The sequence below is a fragment of the Sagittula sp. NFXS13 genome (assembly GCF_040148795.1).
In the GTDB taxonomy this organism is placed as follows: Bacteria; Pseudomonadota; Alphaproteobacteria; order Rhodobacterales; family Rhodobacteraceae; genus Sagittula; species Sagittula marina.
Genome location: NZ_JAGEMH010000003.1, coordinates 405,477 through 423,490, shown reverse-complemented (window position 1 = coordinate 423,490; position 18,014 = coordinate 405,477). Strand labels below are relative to the sequence as shown.

18 protein-coding genes are annotated in these 18,014 nt (G+C 59.5%); 14 read left to right on the top strand and 4 right to left on the bottom strand.

Annotated features, from left to right (window positions below):
• Positions 1-130: 130 nt before the first annotated feature.
• Positions 131-2,686, top strand: coding sequence for a hypothetical protein (locus tag J4E08_RS09875; protein WP_349538316.1), 2,556 nt, complete (start codon positions 131-133; stop codon positions 2,684-2,686).
• Positions 2,687-2,990: 304 nt separating this feature from the next.
• On the opposite strand, the gene J4E08_RS09870 is transcribed toward J4E08_RS09875, so the two are convergent.
• Together J4E08_RS09870 and J4E08_RS09865 are read right to left on the bottom strand one after the other, a co-directional pair.
• Positions 2,991-3,239: a DUF2842 domain-containing protein gene (locus tag J4E08_RS09870; RefSeq protein WP_183963202.1), complete on the bottom strand. Its 249-nt coding sequence runs from the start codon at positions 3,237-3,239 to the stop codon at positions 2,991-2,993.
• Positions 3,240-3,255: 16 nt separating this feature from the next.
• On the bottom strand, positions 3,256-4,551 hold the full coding sequence (locus J4E08_RS09865) for an adenylosuccinate synthase (RefSeq protein ID WP_349538315.1): 1,296 nt from the start codon (positions 4,549-4,551) through the stop codon (positions 3,256-3,258).
• Positions 4,552-4,708: 157 nt separating this feature from the next.
• Between J4E08_RS09865 and J4E08_RS09860 the strand changes: the two genes are divergently transcribed.
• From J4E08_RS09860 to pyrG, 3 genes are all read left to right on the top strand, one after another.
• Positions 4,709-5,104: a DUF6524 family protein gene (locus tag J4E08_RS09860; RefSeq protein ID WP_349538314.1), complete on the top strand. Its 396-nt coding sequence runs from the start codon at positions 4,709-4,711 to the stop codon at positions 5,102-5,104.
• Between the two features lie 87 nt (positions 5,105-5,191).
• Positions 5,192-5,572 carry a preprotein translocase subunit SecG gene (gene secG, locus J4E08_RS09855; RefSeq protein WP_349538313.1) on the top strand — a complete coding sequence of 127 codons (381 nt, stop codon included), beginning with the start codon at positions 5,192-5,194 and terminating at the stop codon, positions 5,570-5,572.
• Positions 5,573-5,849: 277 nt separating this feature from the next.
• Positions 5,850-7,493, top strand: coding sequence for a CTP synthase (gene pyrG, locus J4E08_RS09850; RefSeq protein WP_183963210.1), 1,644 nt, complete (start codon positions 5,850-5,852; stop codon positions 7,491-7,493).
• Positions 7,494-7,701: 208 nt separating this feature from the next.
• Here pyrG and J4E08_RS09845 read toward each other — a convergent pair whose 3' ends face one another.
• The gene (locus J4E08_RS09845; RefSeq protein ID WP_349538312.1) at positions 7,702-7,953 is read right to left on the bottom strand and encodes a hypothetical protein; all 252 of its coding nucleotides are present in this window, start codon (positions 7,951-7,953) and stop codon (positions 7,702-7,704) included.
• A 97-nt stretch (positions 7,954-8,050) separates the two neighbouring features.
• Entirely contained in the window at positions 8,051-8,326 is a 276-nt protein-coding gene (locus J4E08_RS09840) for a hypothetical protein (protein WP_349538311.1), read from the bottom strand.
• Between the two features lie 477 nt (positions 8,327-8,803).
• Here J4E08_RS09840 and J4E08_RS09835 point away from each other — a divergent pair, with 477 nt between their 5' ends.
• The 10 genes from J4E08_RS09835 (at position 8,804) to J4E08_RS09790 (ending at position 17,991) form a co-directional block, all read left to right on the top strand.
• Complete coding sequence (locus J4E08_RS09835) at positions 8,804-9,589, top strand: 23S rRNA (adenine(2030)-N(6))-methyltransferase RlmJ (RefSeq protein ID WP_349538310.1); 786 nt, start codon at positions 8,804-8,806, stop codon at positions 9,587-9,589.
• Between the two features lie 51 nt (positions 9,590-9,640).
• The gene (locus J4E08_RS09830) at positions 9,641-10,084 is read left to right on the top strand and encodes a tellurite resistance TerB family protein (RefSeq protein ID WP_183963220.1); all 444 of its coding nucleotides are present in this window, start codon (positions 9,641-9,643) and stop codon (positions 10,082-10,084) included.
• 56 nt (positions 10,085-10,140) lie between these two features.
• On the top strand, positions 10,141-10,581 hold the full coding sequence (locus tag J4E08_RS09825) for a tellurite resistance TerB family protein (RefSeq protein WP_349538309.1): 441 nt from the start codon (positions 10,141-10,143) through the stop codon (positions 10,579-10,581).
• A 124-nt stretch (positions 10,582-10,705) separates the two neighbouring features.
• Positions 10,706-11,521, top strand: coding sequence for an ABC transporter ATP-binding protein (locus tag J4E08_RS09820; protein ID WP_349538308.1), 816 nt, complete (start codon positions 10,706-10,708; stop codon positions 11,519-11,521).
• 55 nt (positions 11,522-11,576) lie between these two features.
• The gene (locus tag J4E08_RS09815; protein ID WP_183963226.1) at positions 11,577-12,308 is read left to right on the top strand and encodes a transporter substrate-binding domain-containing protein; all 732 of its coding nucleotides are present in this window, start codon (positions 11,577-11,579) and stop codon (positions 12,306-12,308) included.
• A 129-nt stretch (positions 12,309-12,437) separates the two neighbouring features.
• Positions 12,438-13,241 carry an ABC transporter permease gene (locus J4E08_RS09810; RefSeq protein ID WP_502949257.1) on the top strand — a complete coding sequence of 268 codons (804 nt, stop codon included), beginning with the start codon at positions 12,438-12,440 and terminating at the stop codon, positions 13,239-13,241.
• Positions 13,242-13,329: 88 nt separating this feature from the next.
• On the top strand, positions 13,330-14,136 hold the full coding sequence (locus J4E08_RS09805) for an ABC transporter permease (RefSeq protein WP_349538307.1): 807 nt from the start codon (positions 13,330-13,332) through the stop codon (positions 14,134-14,136).
• Between the two features lie 418 nt (positions 14,137-14,554).
• Entirely contained in the window at positions 14,555-15,901 is a 1,347-nt protein-coding gene (locus tag J4E08_RS09800) for a glutamine synthetase family protein (protein WP_183963230.1), read from the top strand.
• Positions 15,902-15,952: 51 nt separating this feature from the next.
• Positions 15,953-16,636, top strand: coding sequence for a type 1 glutamine amidotransferase (locus J4E08_RS09795; protein ID WP_349538306.1), 684 nt, complete (start codon positions 15,953-15,955; stop codon positions 16,634-16,636).
• Positions 16,633-17,991: a glutamine synthetase family protein gene (locus J4E08_RS09790; protein ID WP_183963234.1), complete on the top strand. Its 1,359-nt coding sequence runs from the start codon at positions 16,633-16,635 to the stop codon at positions 17,989-17,991. Before J4E08_RS09795 ends, J4E08_RS09790 begins: the two co-directional genes overlap by 4 nt.
• Positions 17,992-18,014: the final 23 nt, after the last annotated feature.

Genomic DNA, 18,014 nt, shown 5'->3' with positions numbered 1-18,014 from the left:
AATGGCAATTCGAGAAACAGACCACAATCAAGTCACAAAATGATACCCTTGTGGGCACAGATTCGTTCAGCTTTGGTCCCGATGATCATGGTAAACACACTATTGCATAACGAACGAAAGTGAACAGCACATGGTGAGTTCGAGCAAGATCCTGACCGTCTCCTACGGCACCTTCTCCTGTACGGCAGAAGGGTTTGAAGATCCGCTCGCGGTGGTCAAGGAAACAACACATTTCTTCCGAGGTGTGGTCGGCAATGACCGTTTCTTTGGCGCAGAGCCTCCTCAGTTCGATTCCGAGATGGCGACGGAAATGATGCGTGCCCAGCTTGCCCAATCATCGGAACATGGCGAGGGCAAGCTCACGCTTGGCTCCCCCATCAAGGCGGCCTCGTCCAGCGCACTCAGCGCGGCACTTGCGGCGGGACCGACCCGGCGCGCAGCCGACCCCGAGCCGCCCACAGATACGCTGCCCGACGATGACACAATTGAGGCAACTGCCGTTCTCACCGAAATCCCGCTCGACACAGCGGAGGCGCCGCTGCCCGAGGTTCCCACTGCCATCGTCGATGAAGCGCCGAAAACCGTTGTTGAAACGCCCCTTCCGCAGGCGGACGACACGGCGCATCAGACTGCATATCAGCCTGATGTGGCCGAAACATCTGACGACTCCTTTATTGCCGATACGGTGGCTGCCGCCACCGCGGAGGTCACCGCGCCTGCTCCGCGGCCCTCCACTTCTGAAAGCGTGGCCGCCAAACTCGACCGCATCCGCGCCGTCGTTGCCAGCAACGACGCGCAAGAGGCAAACATCGAAGACGGCTATGACGCTGATGAGACCGACGAAGTCGATCCTGCGTTCATCGCAACCGCCGAGATGCCGGTACGTGCAGATACGAATTTGATTATCGCTGACGATAATATTCCCGGCGAAGAAGAGGATGACGACGCTCTGACCGCGCTCCTTGGCGAATTCGACAACGACCGGGCGCCAGAGACTGACAACACTCCAACGGCCGCCCTGACCAAGGAATCCGCAGCCCCCGAATGGGACGAGGACCGCGTCCTTGCAGACACCATCGCGAGCCTGATGGGCGACACTACGGCGGGAACCCACTCCGCCGAGCCAGAAATTTTGCCAACCAATGTCGAAAGCACCGCCGACGAGATTTTCGAAGCCCCCACCGCGGCGGACGACAACAACTTCGACGCTTGGGATACCGCCGATGTAACGACGGGCCACGTTGAGGATGCTATAGAGGCAGCGGACCTTCCGAACGTGCCAGAGGAAGACGTGACACCTGAGGCGCCCGAGCCCGCGCAAGCTCCGCTCCGAGCGCGGGTGGTCAAGGTAAAACGAGCTGATTTCCAGCGCGCGGTTGAACAGGGCGCACTGGAAGAGATCGACAAAGAGGATGAGACCGAGGCCGCCGATGCCTCTGCCGACAGGGCCGGAGCCTCGCCGGTGCCCATGTCCGACGAGAGCACCCTGTCGCCTGAGGAAGAAGACGAACTCGCCCGCGAACTCGCAGCCGTCAAGGCAGAGCTGAGCGGTGAATTTGACGATTGGGACGAGGATGAGGACGACGAGGATGCCACCCGCAGGCTCCATGCCCGTTTCGACGAAGAGACAACTGACGACGACACTCCAATCCGCGCTGAGGGCTGGGATGACGAAGCCTCTTATTACGAGGATGATGACGAAGAGGACGGTCAATCGGTCGAACCTGGGCCATTTCGCCTCGACAACCCACTTGTGTCGGCAACCGGCACCGGGTCTGAGGAGGATGAGGACGACGACGCGCGTATGCGCTGGCCCGCCGACCTCGATGCCATCGACGCCCGAATGGCCGGCTCCCTGGGCACACCCGACCGCGCAGCGGACAAGACGGAGGACGGTCTTGAGGAGATGATCCGCGACTCCGCTCGCAAGACGGTTAAGATGGCCAGCCCTGCTCGGGTGATGCTGACGGAACGCGAGGTGAAGGACGACGATACCTCGCGTCTGATGGAGCAGACCGATACGGAAATGGAAGAGCCCGAAGGGAACCGTCGCCGCACCGCAATCGCTCATCTGCGCGCCGCCGTTGCCGCGACCAAGGCGGACCGGCTGCTCGGCCGCCGCGCTGATGCGGCGGAGGTTCAGGAGCCTTACCGCGAGGACCTCGCGAATGTGGTGCGCCCGCGTCGTCCGCAAGCCGCGCCTGCGGCAAGGACGGAACGCCCGGTCGAGCAGGCATCGCGCCCTGCCCCGCTGAAGCTCGTGGCGGAACAGCGCGTCGAAGATGAAAGCGCGCGAAAGGCATCTGTGTCCTCAGACCTGCCACGCACAGTTCCGGTGCGTCCGCGCCGGGTGCAGCGTGTGGCAGACGTGGAATCTCGCGAAACCGGGTCCACCAGCGACAGCGACGGCTTCGTCGTTTATGCGGAACAAGTCGGTGCCACCGAACTGCCTGAATTGCTCGAAGCGGCGGCAGCCTACATGGCGTATGTAGAGGGCCGCGATCAGTTCTCGCGTCCGCAACTGATGTCGACGGTGCGTCTTGCCGAAGCCCAGGAGTCCTCTCGCGAGGATCGCCTGCGCAGCTTTGGTCAACTTCTTCGCGAAGGTAAGATCAAGAAGACCTCAGGAGGTCGCTTTACCGCCTCTGACCGGATCAGCTTCAAACCGGACCGCGCTGCCGGGTAAACAGCTGCGTAGAAGACATCTAAAACGGCGTCCCATCGGGGCGCCGTTTTCGCATCCGGCCGTAAAACGCCCCGGACGACAGACACATGCCTATGGCGATCAGGAGATTTTGACAGATACGCCGCGGCCAAAGGCGGGCAAAGCAGACAGATGAGTTCTGACCAGATCGCGATGTTTTGCAGAGGCGCGGTGGCTCTGGCCTTTAATGCGATCCAGGGAGCCCGACGGCAATCACAGTCCATCCGGTAAGTACTATGGCTGACTTCAACGAAAAACGGCCCTCCCATCAGGGAAGGCCATTCTGCTATTTCAATCCGTCATCTTCAAACTCGACCGGATCCGCATCCGGGTCTGCCTGTCCCACGCCCTTGAAGACGAACTTGAACGGCAGCGCCCAGACCACGCCGAGCGCCACGTAAATGATGAACTCCAACCACAACGGCGGGCGATCAAACAGGCTCAACAGGAACCAGACCGCTGCAATATAGGCCGGCAGGCCAAAGATCAGCAGAACCAGCGACCAGCGCCGCCGTGCCTTGTACGACAGTTCCATGCGTCCCTCCTGCGGGTCAGTCGGCAAACGGATCCGTCACAAGGATTGTGTCGTCCCGTTCGGGAGAGGTAGACAGTAGCGCCACCGGGCAACCGATCAACTCTTCAACACGGCGCACATACTTCACCGCAGCGCCCGGCAAATCGGCCCAGGAGCGCGCCCCTTCGGTCGACTCGGACCAGCCCTCCATCTCTTCGTAGATCGGCGTGCAGCGCGCCTGCTCTTCAGAGGCGAAGGGCAAGTAGTCCATCGTCTTGCCGTCCAGCTCATAGCCCACGCAGATCTTCAGGGTGTCGAAGCCATCGAGAACATCCAGCTTTGTCAGGGAGATACCGTTGACGCCGGAAGTCGCACAGGTCTGGCGCACAAGCGCTGCGTCAAACCAGCCACAACGACGTTTGCGGCCCGTCGTGGTGCCGAATTCATGGCCACGTTCACCAAGACGCTGACCGTCATCGTCGTCCAGCTCGGTCGGAAAAGGACCTTCGCCAACGCGGGTTGTGTAGGCTTTGACGATGCCCAGAACATAGTCGATCGATCCCGGGCCGATCCCTGTTCCGGTCGCCGCCTGCCCTGCGATCACGTTGGACGAGGTCACAAAGGGATAGGTGCCAAAGTCGATGTCCAGCAAAGCCCCTTGCGCCCCTTCGAACAGGATACGCGAGCCCGCCTTGCGCTTTTCGTTCAGCACCTTCCAGACCGGCGCGGCATAAGGCAGGACTTTTTCTGCGATGTCGCGCAGCGCCGCCAGCAGCGCGTCACGGTCCACGGGTTCGATACCCAAGCCACGGCGCAGCGGATCGTGGTGCTGCAAAGCGCGATCCACACGGGCCTCCAGCGTCGCCGGATCGGCAAGATCGGCCACGCGCACCGCACGGCGGCCCACCTTATCCTCGTAGGCCGGGCCGATGCCGCGACCTGTGGTGCCTATTTTTGTGCCCTTGCTGGCCGCTTCTTCCCGCGCCCGGTCGAGCTCACCATGGATCGGCAGGATCAGCGGCGTGTTCTCAGCGATCATCAGTGTTTCAGGCGTGATTTCAACACCTTGGGCGCGCACTGTCTCGATCTCGTTCATCAGGTGCCAAGGGTCCAGCACCACGCCATTGCCGATCACGGACAGCTTGCCACCGCGCACGACGCCGGATGGCAGCGCGTGCAGCTTGTAGACCTTGCCGTCGATCACCAGCGTATGGCCTGCGTTGTGACCGCCTTGGAATCGACAGATGACGTCGGCACGCTCCGACAGCCAGTCCACGATCTTGCCCTTGCCTTCGTCGCCCCACTGGGCGCCGACAACCACGACGTTTGCCATATTTCTGAGTCCTTTCGGTGATCTCAAACCCGCGCCCGTATAAAGGCGCAAGTGGCATAGCGAAACCTCAAAATCGCGCGAACCGCCACGGACGGTGGCCTTTACAGCGCGCCACGCATCCCCCACCTATAGGCGCGATCAAGTCGAGGAAGCTCCAATGTCCTTTTTTCTACGCTGGCTGTTCGCCTTTTTGCTGCTGGCCGCGACCTATAATCCGACGGATTGGAACTACTTCCGCGGCGCACAAGCCTACTGGGGGCAGACACCCTCTGTGGTGACATTGGTCGGCCTGCTCCTGCTCGCGGGATATGTCATCTATCTGCGCGCAACATTCCGGAGTATCGGGCCGGGCGGGGTTATTTTCGTGCTCGCGCTCTTCGGGGCGCTGTTATGGGTTGCAAGCGACTTTGGCCTGATTTCCATCTCTGACCCCGGCCTTGCCACATGGGTGGCCATCCTTGCAGGCTCTCTGGTTTTGGGCATCGGCATGAGCTGGTCGATCATTCGCCGCGCGATCTCCGGGCAAGTGGATACCGACGACGTCGAAGAGTAACGCATCCCTTGCCACCGCAATGCGCCTTGCGTCTCCGGCACGCATCCCCTACATAGCCGCGAACTCCGCAATGATCGTGCAGGCCACATGCAGAACGTCGTACTAATCATCCATCTTCTCCTTGCCCTCGGCCTGATCGGGGTCGTGCTGCTTCAGCGCAACGAAGGCGGAGGCCTTGGTATGGGCGGCGGTGGCGGCCCGGCCGGGTCTCGCCCGGCGACTTCGCCGCTGGCGAAATTCACGTGGATGCTCGCTGGCGCCTTCATCGTCACCTCCATCACGCTGACGATCTTCGCCGCACAGAATTCCGCAGGCTCGTCCATCCTCGACCGTCTCGCGCCGCTGGGCTCGCAGTCCTCCGATGACGCCGCACCGACCGTTCCGGGCGCGGATCTTGATATGGACAGCATGTTGCCCCCGGCCTCCGCAGACGGCTCAACAGCCCCGCTGACGCCTCGCGCAGACTAAGCCGACCTCGGCACAGCATTCCTGAAAGGCGGCTTGAATTGGCCGCCTTTTTTCATGTCTGGCGTCAAGGCTGGAATGGCGAAATACTTACAATCCCTTGCTTATCGGCGCCCCCTTGCCCACATGATTTAGCGTTGATCTGGACTTTACGGCTCGAATCCGCTATTAGCTAAATCCCGTGTTGCAGCCGGTGACACATGCGGTACAAGCCCCGCTGTCCGGCGGCGCGCTCGCCCGCTTGGGCATCAATCGACAGGCAAGAACACGGGGTTCCCAGATGGCGCGATTCATCTTCATCACCGGTGGTGTGGTCTCTTCGCTCGGCAAGGGCTTGGCCTCCGCCGCGCTTGGCGCGCTGCTTCAGGCACGGGGCTATTCCGTCCGCCTACGCAAACTCGACCCCTACCTGAACGTCGACCCGGGCACGATGTCGCCCTTCGAGCACGGCGAGGTCTTTGTGACCGACGACGGCGCGGAGACCGACCTCGACCTTGGCCACTACGAGCGCTTTACCGGCGTGCCCGCGCGGCGCACCGATTCCATTTCCTCGGGACGCATCTACACCAACGTCCTGGAGAAAGAGCGCCGCGGCGACTACCTTGGCAAAACCATTCAGGTGATTCCGCACGTCACCAATGAGATCAAGGACTTCATCTCAATCGGCGAGGATGAGGTCGACTTCATGCTCTGCGAGATCGGCGGCACTGTCGGCGACATCGAGGGCCTCCCCTTCTTCGAGGCCATCCGGCAGTTTTCGCAGGATAAGCCGCGCGGCCAGTGTTTGTTCATGCACCTGACGCTGCTTCCGTGGATCAAGGCGTCTGGCGAGTTGAAGACCAAACCGACGCAACACTCCGTCAAGGAATTGCGCTCCATCGGTCTTGCCCCTGACATCCTCGTCTGCCGCTCCGAAGGCCCGATCCCCCAGAAGGAACGCGAAAAGCTCGCGCTTTTCTGCAACGTCCGGCCCGACAGCGTGATCGCGGCGCAGGATCTGAAATCCATCTACGAGGCCCCCATCGCCTATCACCGCGAGGGGATGGACCAGGCCGTTCTCGACACTTTTGGCATCACGCCTGCGCCCCGTCCGAACCTGTCCAAATGGGAAGACGTGTCTGACCGTATCTTCAATCCAGAGGGCGAAGTCACTGTCGCCATCGTCGGCAAATACACCCAGCTTGAAGACGCCTACAAATCCATTGCCGAGGCGCTGACACACGGCGGCATCTACAACCGCGTGAAGGTAAAAGTCGAATGGGTGGACGCCGAACTCTTCGACCGCGAAGATCCGGCACCCCATCTTGAAAAATACGATGCCATTCTGGTCCCGGGCGGCTTTGGCGAACGCGGCACGGAAGGCAAGATAAAGGCCGCGGAATACGCCCGCACGCACAAGATCCCCTATCTCGGCATTTGCCTCGGCATGCAGATGGCTGTGATCGAAGCAGCGCGCAACGTGGCAGGCGTCAAGAAAGCCGGTTCCGAGGAGTTCGACCACGAATCCGGCGAACGCCGCTTCGAGCCGGTCGTTTACCACCTCAAAGAGTGGGTACAGGGCAATGAAAAGGTTAATCGCCGCCCGGACGACGCCAAAGGTGGAACCATGCGTCTGGGCGCCTACGATGCGACCCTGACCGAAGGCTCCCGCGTGGCGCAGATCTACGGCAAGACCACGATCGACGAACGCCACCGCCACCGCTACGAGGTCGACACCAAGTACAAGGATCAGCTCGAAAAGGCGGGGCTGGTGTTTTCCGGCATGTCACCCGATGGCAAACTGCCGGAAATCGTTGAATGGCCGGACCACCCGTGGTTCATCGGCGTTCAGTTCCACCCGGAGTTGAAATCCAAACCCTTCGCGCCGCACCCGCTGTTCCGCGACTTTGTACGCGCAGCCAAGGAAGTCAGCCGGCTGTTCTGATCCCCCTGATCGGGGGATCTCCGGTCTAAGAAGACAAATGCAAAAAATCGACCTGAGCGCGCCTCAGGTCGATTTTTATGTTTCAGAAACTCGGATCAATTGCTGCGAAGATGCTCAGGCGGCTCAAGGCGTTCGGGAGGGATAGCCCGCACGGCTCGCTCTTCTGGTGGCGACCTTGCTCAAAAGGCGACAGCATGCCGCCCTTTGATCAGAAGATGAGCCAGATCAGGGAAACAGTCATAAGGACCGCACTTCCAAACACCCAGCAGATCACACCAAGACCGCCCGAGGGAGACTCAGCCTCGGGTTCGTGATGGATCGACAACATGCGATCGGATGCAAGGCGCTGCTTCTTCCAGACTGCCAGCGCTCTTGCCGACTCGTCCGGGAACACCATCGTAGGGCTTGTTAAGTCAGTCGGCCAAAACGTTGTTGGCGACATTGTTTTGTCGGAGTTCATGGCTTCGTCTTCCGTTACAGTTTTGGTCAGACACAGTCGCCACTCTTTAAAACACTCTTGGCTTGATGCTCACGGTTCAACCGGAGGCAGAAAGCTTTCATTGCGGACCTACGGTCACCTTCCAAACTTCACCCGTGCGGGCGTTGATGCTGAAACGGTTACCAAAGGACACAGTGCCGCAGCGAACCTTGTAGACATGATCCGCTTCCGCCGGCGCCATAGCGTTGACACCCTCGCAGGCATACCCGGCAGAGTTGATAAGGAAAGCACCCATCTCATGCATTTGATGGCGGTTCAACGCCGATGCCGCGCTAGCGGTAAAGCCCACAACCAAGGACGCTGTTAGCGCAATATCGGTGATTTTCCTGAGCATTTGATGGTACCTCGGTGTCCTCATTTTCTTAATCCTGACTGATTATGCAGGCGAAAACGCGGCATTGCACACACGTATAAAGCAAGTCTCCGGTTGCAAAAATGTCGGGTTGCCCTGGTGATGAATGCCAAAAGCACTTATTTTTATGGTGCAAACGTCTGTCGCGCAGGCGACACTGGGGCAAAATTAAACTCTTAAAATTGCATTAATGCCCTCACTCAACCGCAATGCGGTGTGCTTTTGGCCCCTCAATTAGGGCGCGAATCGGACAGATGCCATAGAATCACCACAACCATACCGGTCTCCAGGTGTTCAGGGGACGGAGCTGCCATCAGTTCGTTAACGTCCGGCCGGTTTCCCCAAAACACCCCGATCGGTCCGGGCCTTCCAACAGGTTTACCCTTGTTTAGGAGCCGTAAAACTCGCCGCGCAATAGCGGCTCTTGCCCGCCGTATCTGAGCAGCTTACGCAGGGGGTATGTTAAGTTATCAGCACGCCTTCCACGCCGGGAACCTCGCCGACGTACACAAACACGCAGCGCTCGCTTCCGCGTTGGCTTATCTGACGCAAAAGCCAAAGGCCCTCTCTTATATCGAGACGCACGCAGGCCGCGCGTTGTACGATCTGTCAGGGGCCGAGGCGCAAAAGACTGGCGAGGCTGCGCAGGGAATTACAAAGATCCTTGATCTTTTGCCGACAGAAAATCCTTATCGGCAGACCATCGAGGCAATCCGCACAGAGCATGGCCCGAATGCGTATCCCGGCTCGCCGCTCATCGCGCGCCACCTGTTGCGAGACACGGACAGTTTGCATCTTGCTGAGCTGCACCCGCAGGAACACGCGGCTCTGCGCCAAAACATCCGGGCGAGAAATACGCACATACATCAGCAGGATGGCTACGAACTCGCGGTCTCGCTGACACCACCGGACCCGCGCCGCGGCCTCTGCCTGATTGACCCGAGCTGGGAGGTGAAGTCCGATTATATCACGTTGCCCAAGACCGTGCAGACGTTGGCAAAAAAATGGAATGTCGGCATTATCATGATCTGGTATCCGATCCTGACCGATGCACCGCATCTGCCCATGCTTCGCAGCTTGGAGCAGGATCACCCGGACGGATTGCGACACGAGGTCCGCTTCCCGCCCGCGCGGGACGGGCATCGCATGATCGGCTCCGGCCTGTTCACGGTCAATCCGCCCTGGGGGCTGGAGGCGGAACTGCAACACCTCACGAAAACCTTGTTTTCAAAGCTGAAACCCTGACGCCTCGGCCCCCGTTACTTTTACCATAGCACCACACAGACGGGGGATCCCATGTTTGAACGCCTGACCCACTTCTTTGCCAACAAGGCTCCCAAGCAAGCCCCTTTGCCCGCGATGGATGCCAAGCACGCCCTTGGCACGCTTTTGGTGCGCGTTGCGCAGATCGACCGCGCCTACCTTTTCGAGGAAATCGAGCAGATCGACCGGATCCTCGCCGAGTGGAACGACATCAATCCTGTCGAGGCCGCCAAGATGCGCGCCATGTGCGAGCGGCTGTCAGAAAGTGCCGGCGAAAGTGAAGAACTGGCCGACTTGATTCGAGAGCACGTCGATTACGCGCACCGCCTGGAAGCAGCACAGGCCATGTGGAAGGTCGCCTTGGCGGACGGCATCACTGATCAACAAGAAGAGGCGCTGATCGACTTGATCGAGAACCACCTCAGTGTTGAGAGCATGGATTCCGAAGCCGCACGCGCCTCCGCAGTGATCTCCTGACGTTCCACACGAATCTGTGCCCTTGGCACGGTCGAAGACGAGACTATAACCTCCTCATGTTTGCTGATTTCCTCCGCCGCCTCACCGCGCCCCAGCCCGAGCAAATGCCGGATGGAGACGCACGTCTTGCCCTCACAGCGCTTCTGGTGCGCGTTGCCCGCGCCGATGGGCAATACGAGCCGGCAGAAGTGCGGCGTATCGATCGGATCATCGCCACGCGCTACGGTCTCGACGAAACCGAAACCAACGAATTGCGCAGCCACGCCGAGCAGTTGGAAACCGAGGCCCCGGATACCGTTCGCTTTACCCGCGCCATAAAAGACGCTGTTCTCTACGATGACCGGATCGCCGTGATCGAGGCGCTTTGGACTGTCGTTCTGGCCGATCATGAGCGCGACGAACGCGAAGACGCGCTGTTGCGTCTCGTTTCAAACCTTCTGGGCGTAAACGATGTGGACAGCGCGCTCGCCCGGCAGCGCGTCGAGAAGGCCACATAACACGCCACGGGAGAGTGGGTCGAACATCGTTCTGCTCAACGCAAATGCATCCCTCGCATGACGGGACGTTAGCGCCACAAAAGTTTGGCAAAGCTCTTGCAAAAGATCAGGAATTAGGCGTCTGATGCCTGAAATTCCATCGCCAGAGGCAACCTTGACCGACGCTGCAACAGACACGCCCGTCATACAGATCCGCAACCTTCACAAAGCCTATGGGCCACTGGAGGTGCTGAAAGGCGTCGATATCAGCGCGCCACGTGGACATGTCATTTCCCTCATAGGGTCATCGGGGTCGGGAAAATCCACGCTGCTGCGATGCTGCAACCTGCTTGAAGACAGCCAACAGGGCGAGATTCTGTTCAAAGGCGAACCGGTCACCTGGCGTGGCGAGGGCCACCATCGTCGGCCCTCGGATCCAAAGCAGGTCCTGCGCATTCGCACCAACTTGTCCATGGTTTTCCAGCAGTTCAATCTCTGGGCTCATATGACGATCCTGCAAAACGTGATGGAGGCGCCGCTGACCGTGCTCAAACGCGAGCGGGCAGAGGTCGAGAAGGCCGCCCGCGGGTACCTCGCTAAGGTCGGGATCGGCGACAAATGCGATGCCTACCCGGCGCAACTCTCTGGCGGACAGCAACAGCGCGCCGCCATCGCACGCGGCCTGTGCATGGAGCCAGAGGCGCTGCTTTTCGACGAACCTACCAGTGCGCTTGATCCAGAATTGGAGCAAGAAGTGGTCAAGGTGATCAAGGCATTGGCCGAAGAAGGCCGCACCATGATTATCGTCACCCATGACATGAAAATGGCCCGCGACGTCAGCGATCATGTTGTTTTTCTGCACAAAGGCATGATCGAAGAAGAGGGGCCGCCAGAAACGCTTTTTGGTGCACCGAAATCCGAGCGGCTTCAGGGCTTTCTCATGTCCACCGTTCACGATTGAGGCGGCGTTAGACCGCACCGACCGGGCCTCAGGCCCACCACTAAGGGAGCTAAAAATGAAAAAACTACTGATCGGAACCGCTGCGCTGGCGATGGTGGCCGGAGCGGCCTTTGCCGAAAGCCATTCAGTCGTCCGTCTGGGCACCGAAGGCGCCTACCCTCCGTACAACTTCATCAACGACGCAGGCGAAGTCGACGGTTTTGAGCGGGTTCTGGGGGATGAGCTTTGCGCACGCGCCGAGATGACCTGCGAGTGGGTCACAAACGATTGGGATTCGATCATTCCGAACCTCGTCTCCGGCAACTACGATGCCATCATCGCAGCGATGTCCATCACGCCCGAGCGCGAGGAAGTGGTTGCGTTCACCCAGAACTACACGCCTCCTTCCCCGTCGGCTTTCGTTGCCATGGGCGATGTGGACCTCTCTGGTTCCGTGATCGCCGCGCAGACCGGTACTATTCAGGCCGCGCATGTGACTGGCATGGATGGCGCGACGCTGCTGGAATACCCGACGCCTGATGAAACCGTTGCAGCAATGCGGGCGGGTGAAGCAGATGCCGTCCTCTCCGACAAGGATTACCTGCTTCCCGTCGTTGAGGGATCCAGCGGTGAGATCATGTTCATCGGTGACGACGTCCCGCTCGGCGGCGGCATCGGCATGGCCTTCCGCAAAAGCGATCCGGAAATGCGTGCGAAATTCGATGCAGCGATCCAGTCCATGAAGGACGATGGCACGCTGAACGAGATGATTGCAGAGTATCTGGGCGAAGACAGCCCGGCATTCTAAAGCTCGCTTGCGCCCCGACCGTCGCGCCGGGGCGCATCTTTCAGGAGACCGACCATCTTCACCTGTGCTGACCCATCGACCCTAGAAGGTCTGAGCTGGCTGTTGTGCTATCTGACCACGGGCAAGCACATGGCCTTTTACGCCTCTTTCGGGACCGTGCTGTTGCTGCTTGCGATCACAGCACCGGTGGCGCTGGGGTTCGGATTTGCCGCGGCCATGGCGGCACGGGCGCGATTTGCACCGCTGTCCTGGCTCGGCAAAGGGTACATCGCCATCGTGCGAGGGGTCCCGGACATCGCATTTTTCCTGTTCTTTGTGATCGCGTTAGACCAATTTTTCGAATGGCTTCGTCATGAGGTCAAATGCCCCGACTGGGATCAGCCGATCCGTCAGGGCAGCGACTTTGTCGTGTGCCAAGCGGCCAAGCTGCCATTGGGCAACGCGGCGCAATGGGTACATGAGACCTACGGCTTTCTGCTTGCCGTGCTGACCTTCTCGATTGTCTTCGGCGCCTTTGCCGGGAACGTTTTGTTCGGCGCCATGCGCGCCGTACCGCGTGGCCAGCTGGAGACCGCCGAAGCCTACGGGATGAACCACCGACAGAGCTTCTGGCGCATCCTTGTGCCGCAGATGTGGGTCTATGCCCTGCCCGGCCTGTCGAACCTGTGGATGGTGCTGATCAAGGCCACCCCGCTGCTGTTCCTTCTGGGCGTCGAGGACATTGTCTATTGGGCGAAGGAATTGGGAGGCTCGAAAACCGCGCGGTTTACCGACTACCCGCACGGGGACTGGCGCATGTGGTATTTCGCGGCGCTCTTGGTGTTCTACCTGGTCTTCACATGGGTGTCCGAAAAGGTGTTGAGCCGTGTCATGGCGCGTTTGACGCTTGGCCAGGCAACAACCGGCGGCGAAGCCCAAAGGAAGGCTGCGTGATGGAACCCGTAAATCAGCAGCACGTCCTTTCGACGCTGCACACCGCACGTCCCGACATCGACCGTCCGAAGAAACGGGGGCACGGCGCATGAGTTGTTGGGCAACGGTTCAGGAGTATGCCTTTCGCTCATTGGGATATGGCGAGCGGCTGCTTCCCCGGGACGATTTCACTTTGTGCCAGCAAGTGACGTTGATCGGCTCCGGTATGATCTGGAACGTGTACTTTGGCGTCGTGGCGCTCTTGTTTGGCTTCTTCCTTGCGACGGCCGTGGCTCTGGGCAAAGCATCATCCAACGTCGTGCTCCGCAAGTTGGCGGAATGGTTCATCTTCATCTTCCGCGGGTCACCGCTGTTTATTCAGTTCTTCTTTGCCTACTTCGCGTTCCTGTCGCTGAAGCAGGTGTCGGATGTGTTTGACGCGCTCCCCTCTGCATGGCTGGGCGCGTTGATCGTGCTGTTTCTAAACACCGCCGCCTACTCCGGAGAGATTTTCTACGGCGCGCTTCTGAGTGTACCCAAAGGCGATATGGAAGCAGCGGACGCCTACGGAATTTCCGGATGGCCCCGGTTTCGCAAGATCACCTGGCCCACTATGCTGAGACTGGCATGGCCCGCGTACACGAACGAGGCGATCTTTCTCTTTCACTCCACCACACTGGTCTTCTTCTCAGGCTTTCCGGCCTGGCAACAACGCGGCGATGCGCTTTATTACGCCAGCTACTTCGCCGACAAGACCTTCAACCCGTTTGTGCCCTACCCTATTCTGGCTGGATATTTCATTCTGGTCACGCTGATCATCATCGGTGTCTTCGGTGCAGTGAACCGCCGTTTGAACCGACACTTGCCAGTTGCGTCACGTCCAAGGTTCCGCTTCAGGCCAACTTTACTGCGTTAAATCTCGGCACCTTCTCACAGGGTGCCCTGGCGTTAACCAATCACACGGTTATGTCGCGAAGTGTACACCGGGTACGAGTTCGCCCCTCCCTGCAAACTACTGAATATGTCAACTATTCCAGCATTATAGACTCATAGAGGAAACACGATGATACCGTCGTTTATCTTTGGTCTTTATATAGTGCGAATTGGTTTAATCGCGGGCACCTACATGATGCTCGAACGGGCTGAATTCTACCGTGAACTGCCCAGACACAAACGCCGCACCCTTTGCTTGGGGTGCATTGCCGTCTTTTTGGTACCGATTGAAATCTTGTCACTCTTATTCTTTGCGTGACCTTTATCACGCTCTGAGCTTGCAATCGGTGGTCTCTTCTCGTTATCTCTGAATTTGATCAAATCTCGAGAACGAGGCCACCATGCCTGCCCCCGCTGCCTCTTGGCTGCACGAAAACCCGCATATTCGCACCATTCGCGCTGCTGCCTGTGACCTGAACGGTGTCGCACGTGGCAAACGGATGCCAATTCGCTCCGCCATCAAGATGCTTGACGATGGAACGCGTTTCCCCTTCTCCGCCCTGTCAGTGGACATCTGGGGGGAAGACATTGAAAACAGCCCCCTTGTGTTCGACAGCGGCGACCGGGATGCCACCCTCTTCCCGACCGAGCGCGGCTTTGTCCCGATGCCCTGGCTGGAGGCCCCCTCTGCGCTGATTCCGCTGTGGATGTACCACGACGACGGACGGCCCTATGACGGCGACCCTCGCCACGCCCTGAACTATGTCCTGCAACGCTACAAGGCGCGCGGATTGACACCGGTTTCGGCTGTAGAGTTGGAATTCTACCTGATCGACGACTCGGGGCGAAACCTGCGCGTGCCCGTCTCTCCTCGTTCCGGCAAGCGCCGCGATATGGCCGAGGTTCTGTCGATCCGCGCGCTTGACGCCTTTGATACGTTCTTTACCGACCTCTACGACTATTGCGAGGCCATGGATATTCCGGCCGACACAATGATTTCAGAGGCAGGCCTTGGCCAGTTCGAAGTCAACCTTCTGCACCAAGAAGACACACTGAAGGCCGCCGACGATGCCTGGCTGTTCAAGCAGTTGGTGAAGGGCCTTGCCCGGAAGCACGGCTTTGCGGCGTCCTTCATGGCGAAACCCTACGCCGATTACGCGGGCTCCGGGATGCATGCGCACTTCAGCGTGTTGAACGAGGCCGGCGAGAACGTTTTCGACAATGGCGGCGCCGAAGGCACCGAGCTTCTGCATCACGCCATCGCGGGCTGCATGGCCGCGCTCAAGGACAGCACGCTGATCTACGCGCCCCACATGAACAGCTATGAACGCTTTGTTCCCGGTGCCCACGCGCCCGGTGCGATCTGCTGGGCACATGAGAACCGCACGGTTGCGATCCGTGTCCCATCCGGCAGTCCGGCGGCCCGCCGCATCGAGCATCGTGTCTCCGGCGGCGACGTGAACCCCTACATGGCGCTGGCAGCGATCCTCGGCGCGGCACTCGTGGGCATCGAGGACGGCGAGATGCCGCCTCCGCCGATCACGGGCAACGCTTATGCGCAAAAACTGCCCACCATTCCCACCGACTGGGAAACCGCCATTGATACGTTCGAAAACTCCACGATCATGCCGCGCATTTTCCCGCGTGAAATGATCCGCAACATGGTCATGATGAAGCGTCAGGAATGTCGTGACATGGAAGATCTGACAGAGAGCGAACGCACCGACATCTACCTCGATACCGTCTGACCCCCCGGCCCCGTAGAGGGGCCGGATCTACGGTTAACCAAATGGTGATCCATGAAAATCGGCATTTTACAAACCGGTCCCGTACCCGAAGACCTCGTCGAGGCGCACGGACATTACCCCGACATGTTCGTCCGGATGCTGGCGCCCTTTGGCTTCGACTTTCAGACCTGGGCTGTGCTGGACGGCGAGTTCCCTGCCACCATCCACGAAGCCGACGGCTGGCTCATTACCGGCTCACGCTTTGGCGTCTATGAGGACCATGACTTCCTTCCGCCGCTGCGCGACATGATCCGCGACATATTCGACGCCTCGATTCCCTTGGTCGGCATCTGTTTCGGGCATCAGATTATCGCCCAGGCCCTTGGCGGACATGTAGAGAAATACAGCGGCGGCTGGTCCGTCGGGCCGAAGCGGTACACATTTCCTGACGGCGACAAGGTGATCCACGCCTACCATCAGGATCAGGTTATCACCCCGCCGGAAGGCGCGCAAACCATTGCAAGCAACGACTTCTGTGCCCATGCCGGGCTATATTATCCGGGCAAGGCGTTCAGCGTGCAGCCACATCCGGAATTCAACGATGCCTACGAGCGTGCATTGCTGGAAACCCGTGGCCCCGGTGTGGTACCCGATGAGCGGCTGGACGAAGCCGGGGCCGCACTTGGCACCCCTCTGGACAGTGCAGACATCGCTGCGATGATCGCGCGATTCTTCCGGGAAAGGACCATCGAATGAGCGATTTCAGCAACGACATCCCAGAGGCCGCGAAGCTTTACCTTTCAGAACGGCGCCTGGACGAGGTCGAATGTATCATTCCCGATCTGCCCGGCATTGCGCGCGGCAAGGCGGTGCCCGCGACCAAATTCGCGAAGCAAGAGTACTTTCATCTGCCGGACTCGATCTTTTACCAGACGATCACCGGCGAATGGGGCGAAGCTGCGGGCGCAGACGGTTTCATCGAACGCGATATGATTCTACGCGCGGACCTTAGCACGGCCACAGCCGCGCCATGGACCGGCGACTGGACGCTTCAGGTCATCCACGATGCGTTTGATCGCCATGGCGAGCCTGTGCCGTTTTCCCCGCGCAATGTGCTGAAAAAGGTCGTGCAGCTCTATCACGATCAGGGTTGGGAGCCCGTTGTTGCGCCGGAAATGGAATTCTTTCTTGTCGCGCGCAACATTGACCCGGCGCATGACATCAAGCCGATGATGGGTCGCTCGGGGCGCCCTGCGGCCGCGCGTCAGGCCTATTCCATGACGGCCGTGGACGAATTCGGCCCGGTGATCGACGACATCTACGATTTTGCGGAGGCGCAAGGTTTCGAGATCGACGGAATCACGCAAGAGGGTGGCGCCGGCCAGTTGGAAATCAACTTGCGCCACGGTGACCCGGTAAAGCTCGCTGACGAAGTTTTCTACTTCAAGCGTCTGATCCGGGAAGCCGCATTGCGCCACGACTGTTTTGCAACCTTCATGGCAAAACCTATCGCGGATGAGCCAGGTTCGGCCATGCACATCCACCATTCCATTCTGGATGTGAAAACCGGGAAGAACATCTTCTCTGATGATGATGGCGAAGAGACCCCGGCGTTTCGCCATTTCATCGGGGGAATGCAGCGACACATGCCTGCCGCGATTGCCGTCCTTGCGCCATATGTGAACAGCTACCGCCGTTATGTGAAAGATCACGCCGCGCCAATTAACCTTGAGTGGGCACGCGACAATCGGACAACTGGCATTCGCGTTCCGCTTGCCCCACCCGCCGCCCGTCGTGTGGAAAACCGCGTCGCCGGCATGGATTGCAACCCTTACCTGGGAATAGCCGCGTCCCTGGCCTGTGGGTATCTCGGCCTGATGGCAGAGCTTGAGCCCACGGATGAGTTCCGTGGCGATGCATATGAGGGCGACGGTGACTTCCCTCAGGTTCTGGGGCAAGCATTGGAGTTATTCGAAGAAGCGCGTGATTTGCACGAAGTTCTGGGCCCGGAGTTCTGCCGCGTCTACGGGATCGTGAAACGTTCCGAATATGAAGAGTTCCTGCAGGTCATTTCCCCGTGGGAGCGGGAGCACCTGCTGCTCAACGTTTGATCCCCCCGGGCCGCCGCATGGCG

Excerpts from the sequence above, each read along its gene's own strand:
- J4E08_RS09875 (WP_349538316.1), top strand. The coding sequence starts at position 131 with ATGGTGAGTTCGAGCAAGATCCTGACCGTCTCCTACGGCACCTTCTCC.
- J4E08_RS09870 (WP_183963202.1), bottom strand. The coding sequence starts at position 3,239 with ATGGAACTGTCGTACAAGGCACGGCGGCGCTGGTCGCTGGTTCTGCTG.
- J4E08_RS09865 (WP_349538315.1), bottom strand. The coding sequence starts at position 4,551 with ATGGCAAACGTCGTGGTTGTCGGCGCCCAGTGGGGCGACGAAGGCAAG.
- J4E08_RS09860 (WP_349538314.1), top strand. The coding sequence starts at position 4,709 with ATGTCCTTTTTTCTACGCTGGCTGTTCGCCTTTTTGCTGCTGGCCGCG.
- secG (WP_349538313.1), top strand. The coding sequence starts at position 5,192 with ATGCAGAACGTCGTACTAATCATCCATCTTCTCCTTGCCCTCGGCCTG.
- pyrG (WP_183963210.1), top strand. The coding sequence starts at position 5,850 with ATGGCGCGATTCATCTTCATCACCGGTGGTGTGGTCTCTTCGCTCGGC.
- J4E08_RS09845 (WP_349538312.1), bottom strand. The coding sequence starts at position 7,953 with ATGAACTCCGACAAAACAATGTCGCCAACAACGTTTTGGCCGACTGAC.
- J4E08_RS09840 (WP_349538311.1), bottom strand. The coding sequence starts at position 8,326 with ATGCTCAGGAAAATCACCGATATTGCGCTAACAGCGTCCTTGGTTGTG.
- J4E08_RS09835 (WP_349538310.1), top strand. The coding sequence starts at position 8,804 with ATGTTAAGTTATCAGCACGCCTTCCACGCCGGGAACCTCGCCGACGTA.
- J4E08_RS09830 (WP_183963220.1), top strand. The coding sequence starts at position 9,641 with ATGTTTGAACGCCTGACCCACTTCTTTGCCAACAAGGCTCCCAAGCAA.
- J4E08_RS09825 (WP_349538309.1), top strand. The coding sequence starts at position 10,141 with ATGTTTGCTGATTTCCTCCGCCGCCTCACCGCGCCCCAGCCCGAGCAA.
- J4E08_RS09820 (WP_349538308.1), top strand. The coding sequence starts at position 10,706 with ATGCCTGAAATTCCATCGCCAGAGGCAACCTTGACCGACGCTGCAACA.
- J4E08_RS09815 (WP_183963226.1), top strand. The coding sequence starts at position 11,577 with ATGAAAAAACTACTGATCGGAACCGCTGCGCTGGCGATGGTGGCCGGA.
- J4E08_RS09810 (WP_502949257.1), top strand. The coding sequence starts at position 12,438 with ATGGCCTTTTACGCCTCTTTCGGGACCGTGCTGTTGCTGCTTGCGATC.
- J4E08_RS09805 (WP_349538307.1), top strand. The coding sequence starts at position 13,330 with ATGAGTTGTTGGGCAACGGTTCAGGAGTATGCCTTTCGCTCATTGGGA.
- J4E08_RS09800 (WP_183963230.1), top strand. The coding sequence starts at position 14,555 with ATGCCTGCCCCCGCTGCCTCTTGGCTGCACGAAAACCCGCATATTCGC.
- J4E08_RS09795 (WP_349538306.1), top strand. The coding sequence starts at position 15,953 with ATGAAAATCGGCATTTTACAAACCGGTCCCGTACCCGAAGACCTCGTC.
- J4E08_RS09790 (WP_183963234.1), top strand. The coding sequence starts at position 16,633 with ATGAGCGATTTCAGCAACGACATCCCAGAGGCCGCGAAGCTTTACCTT.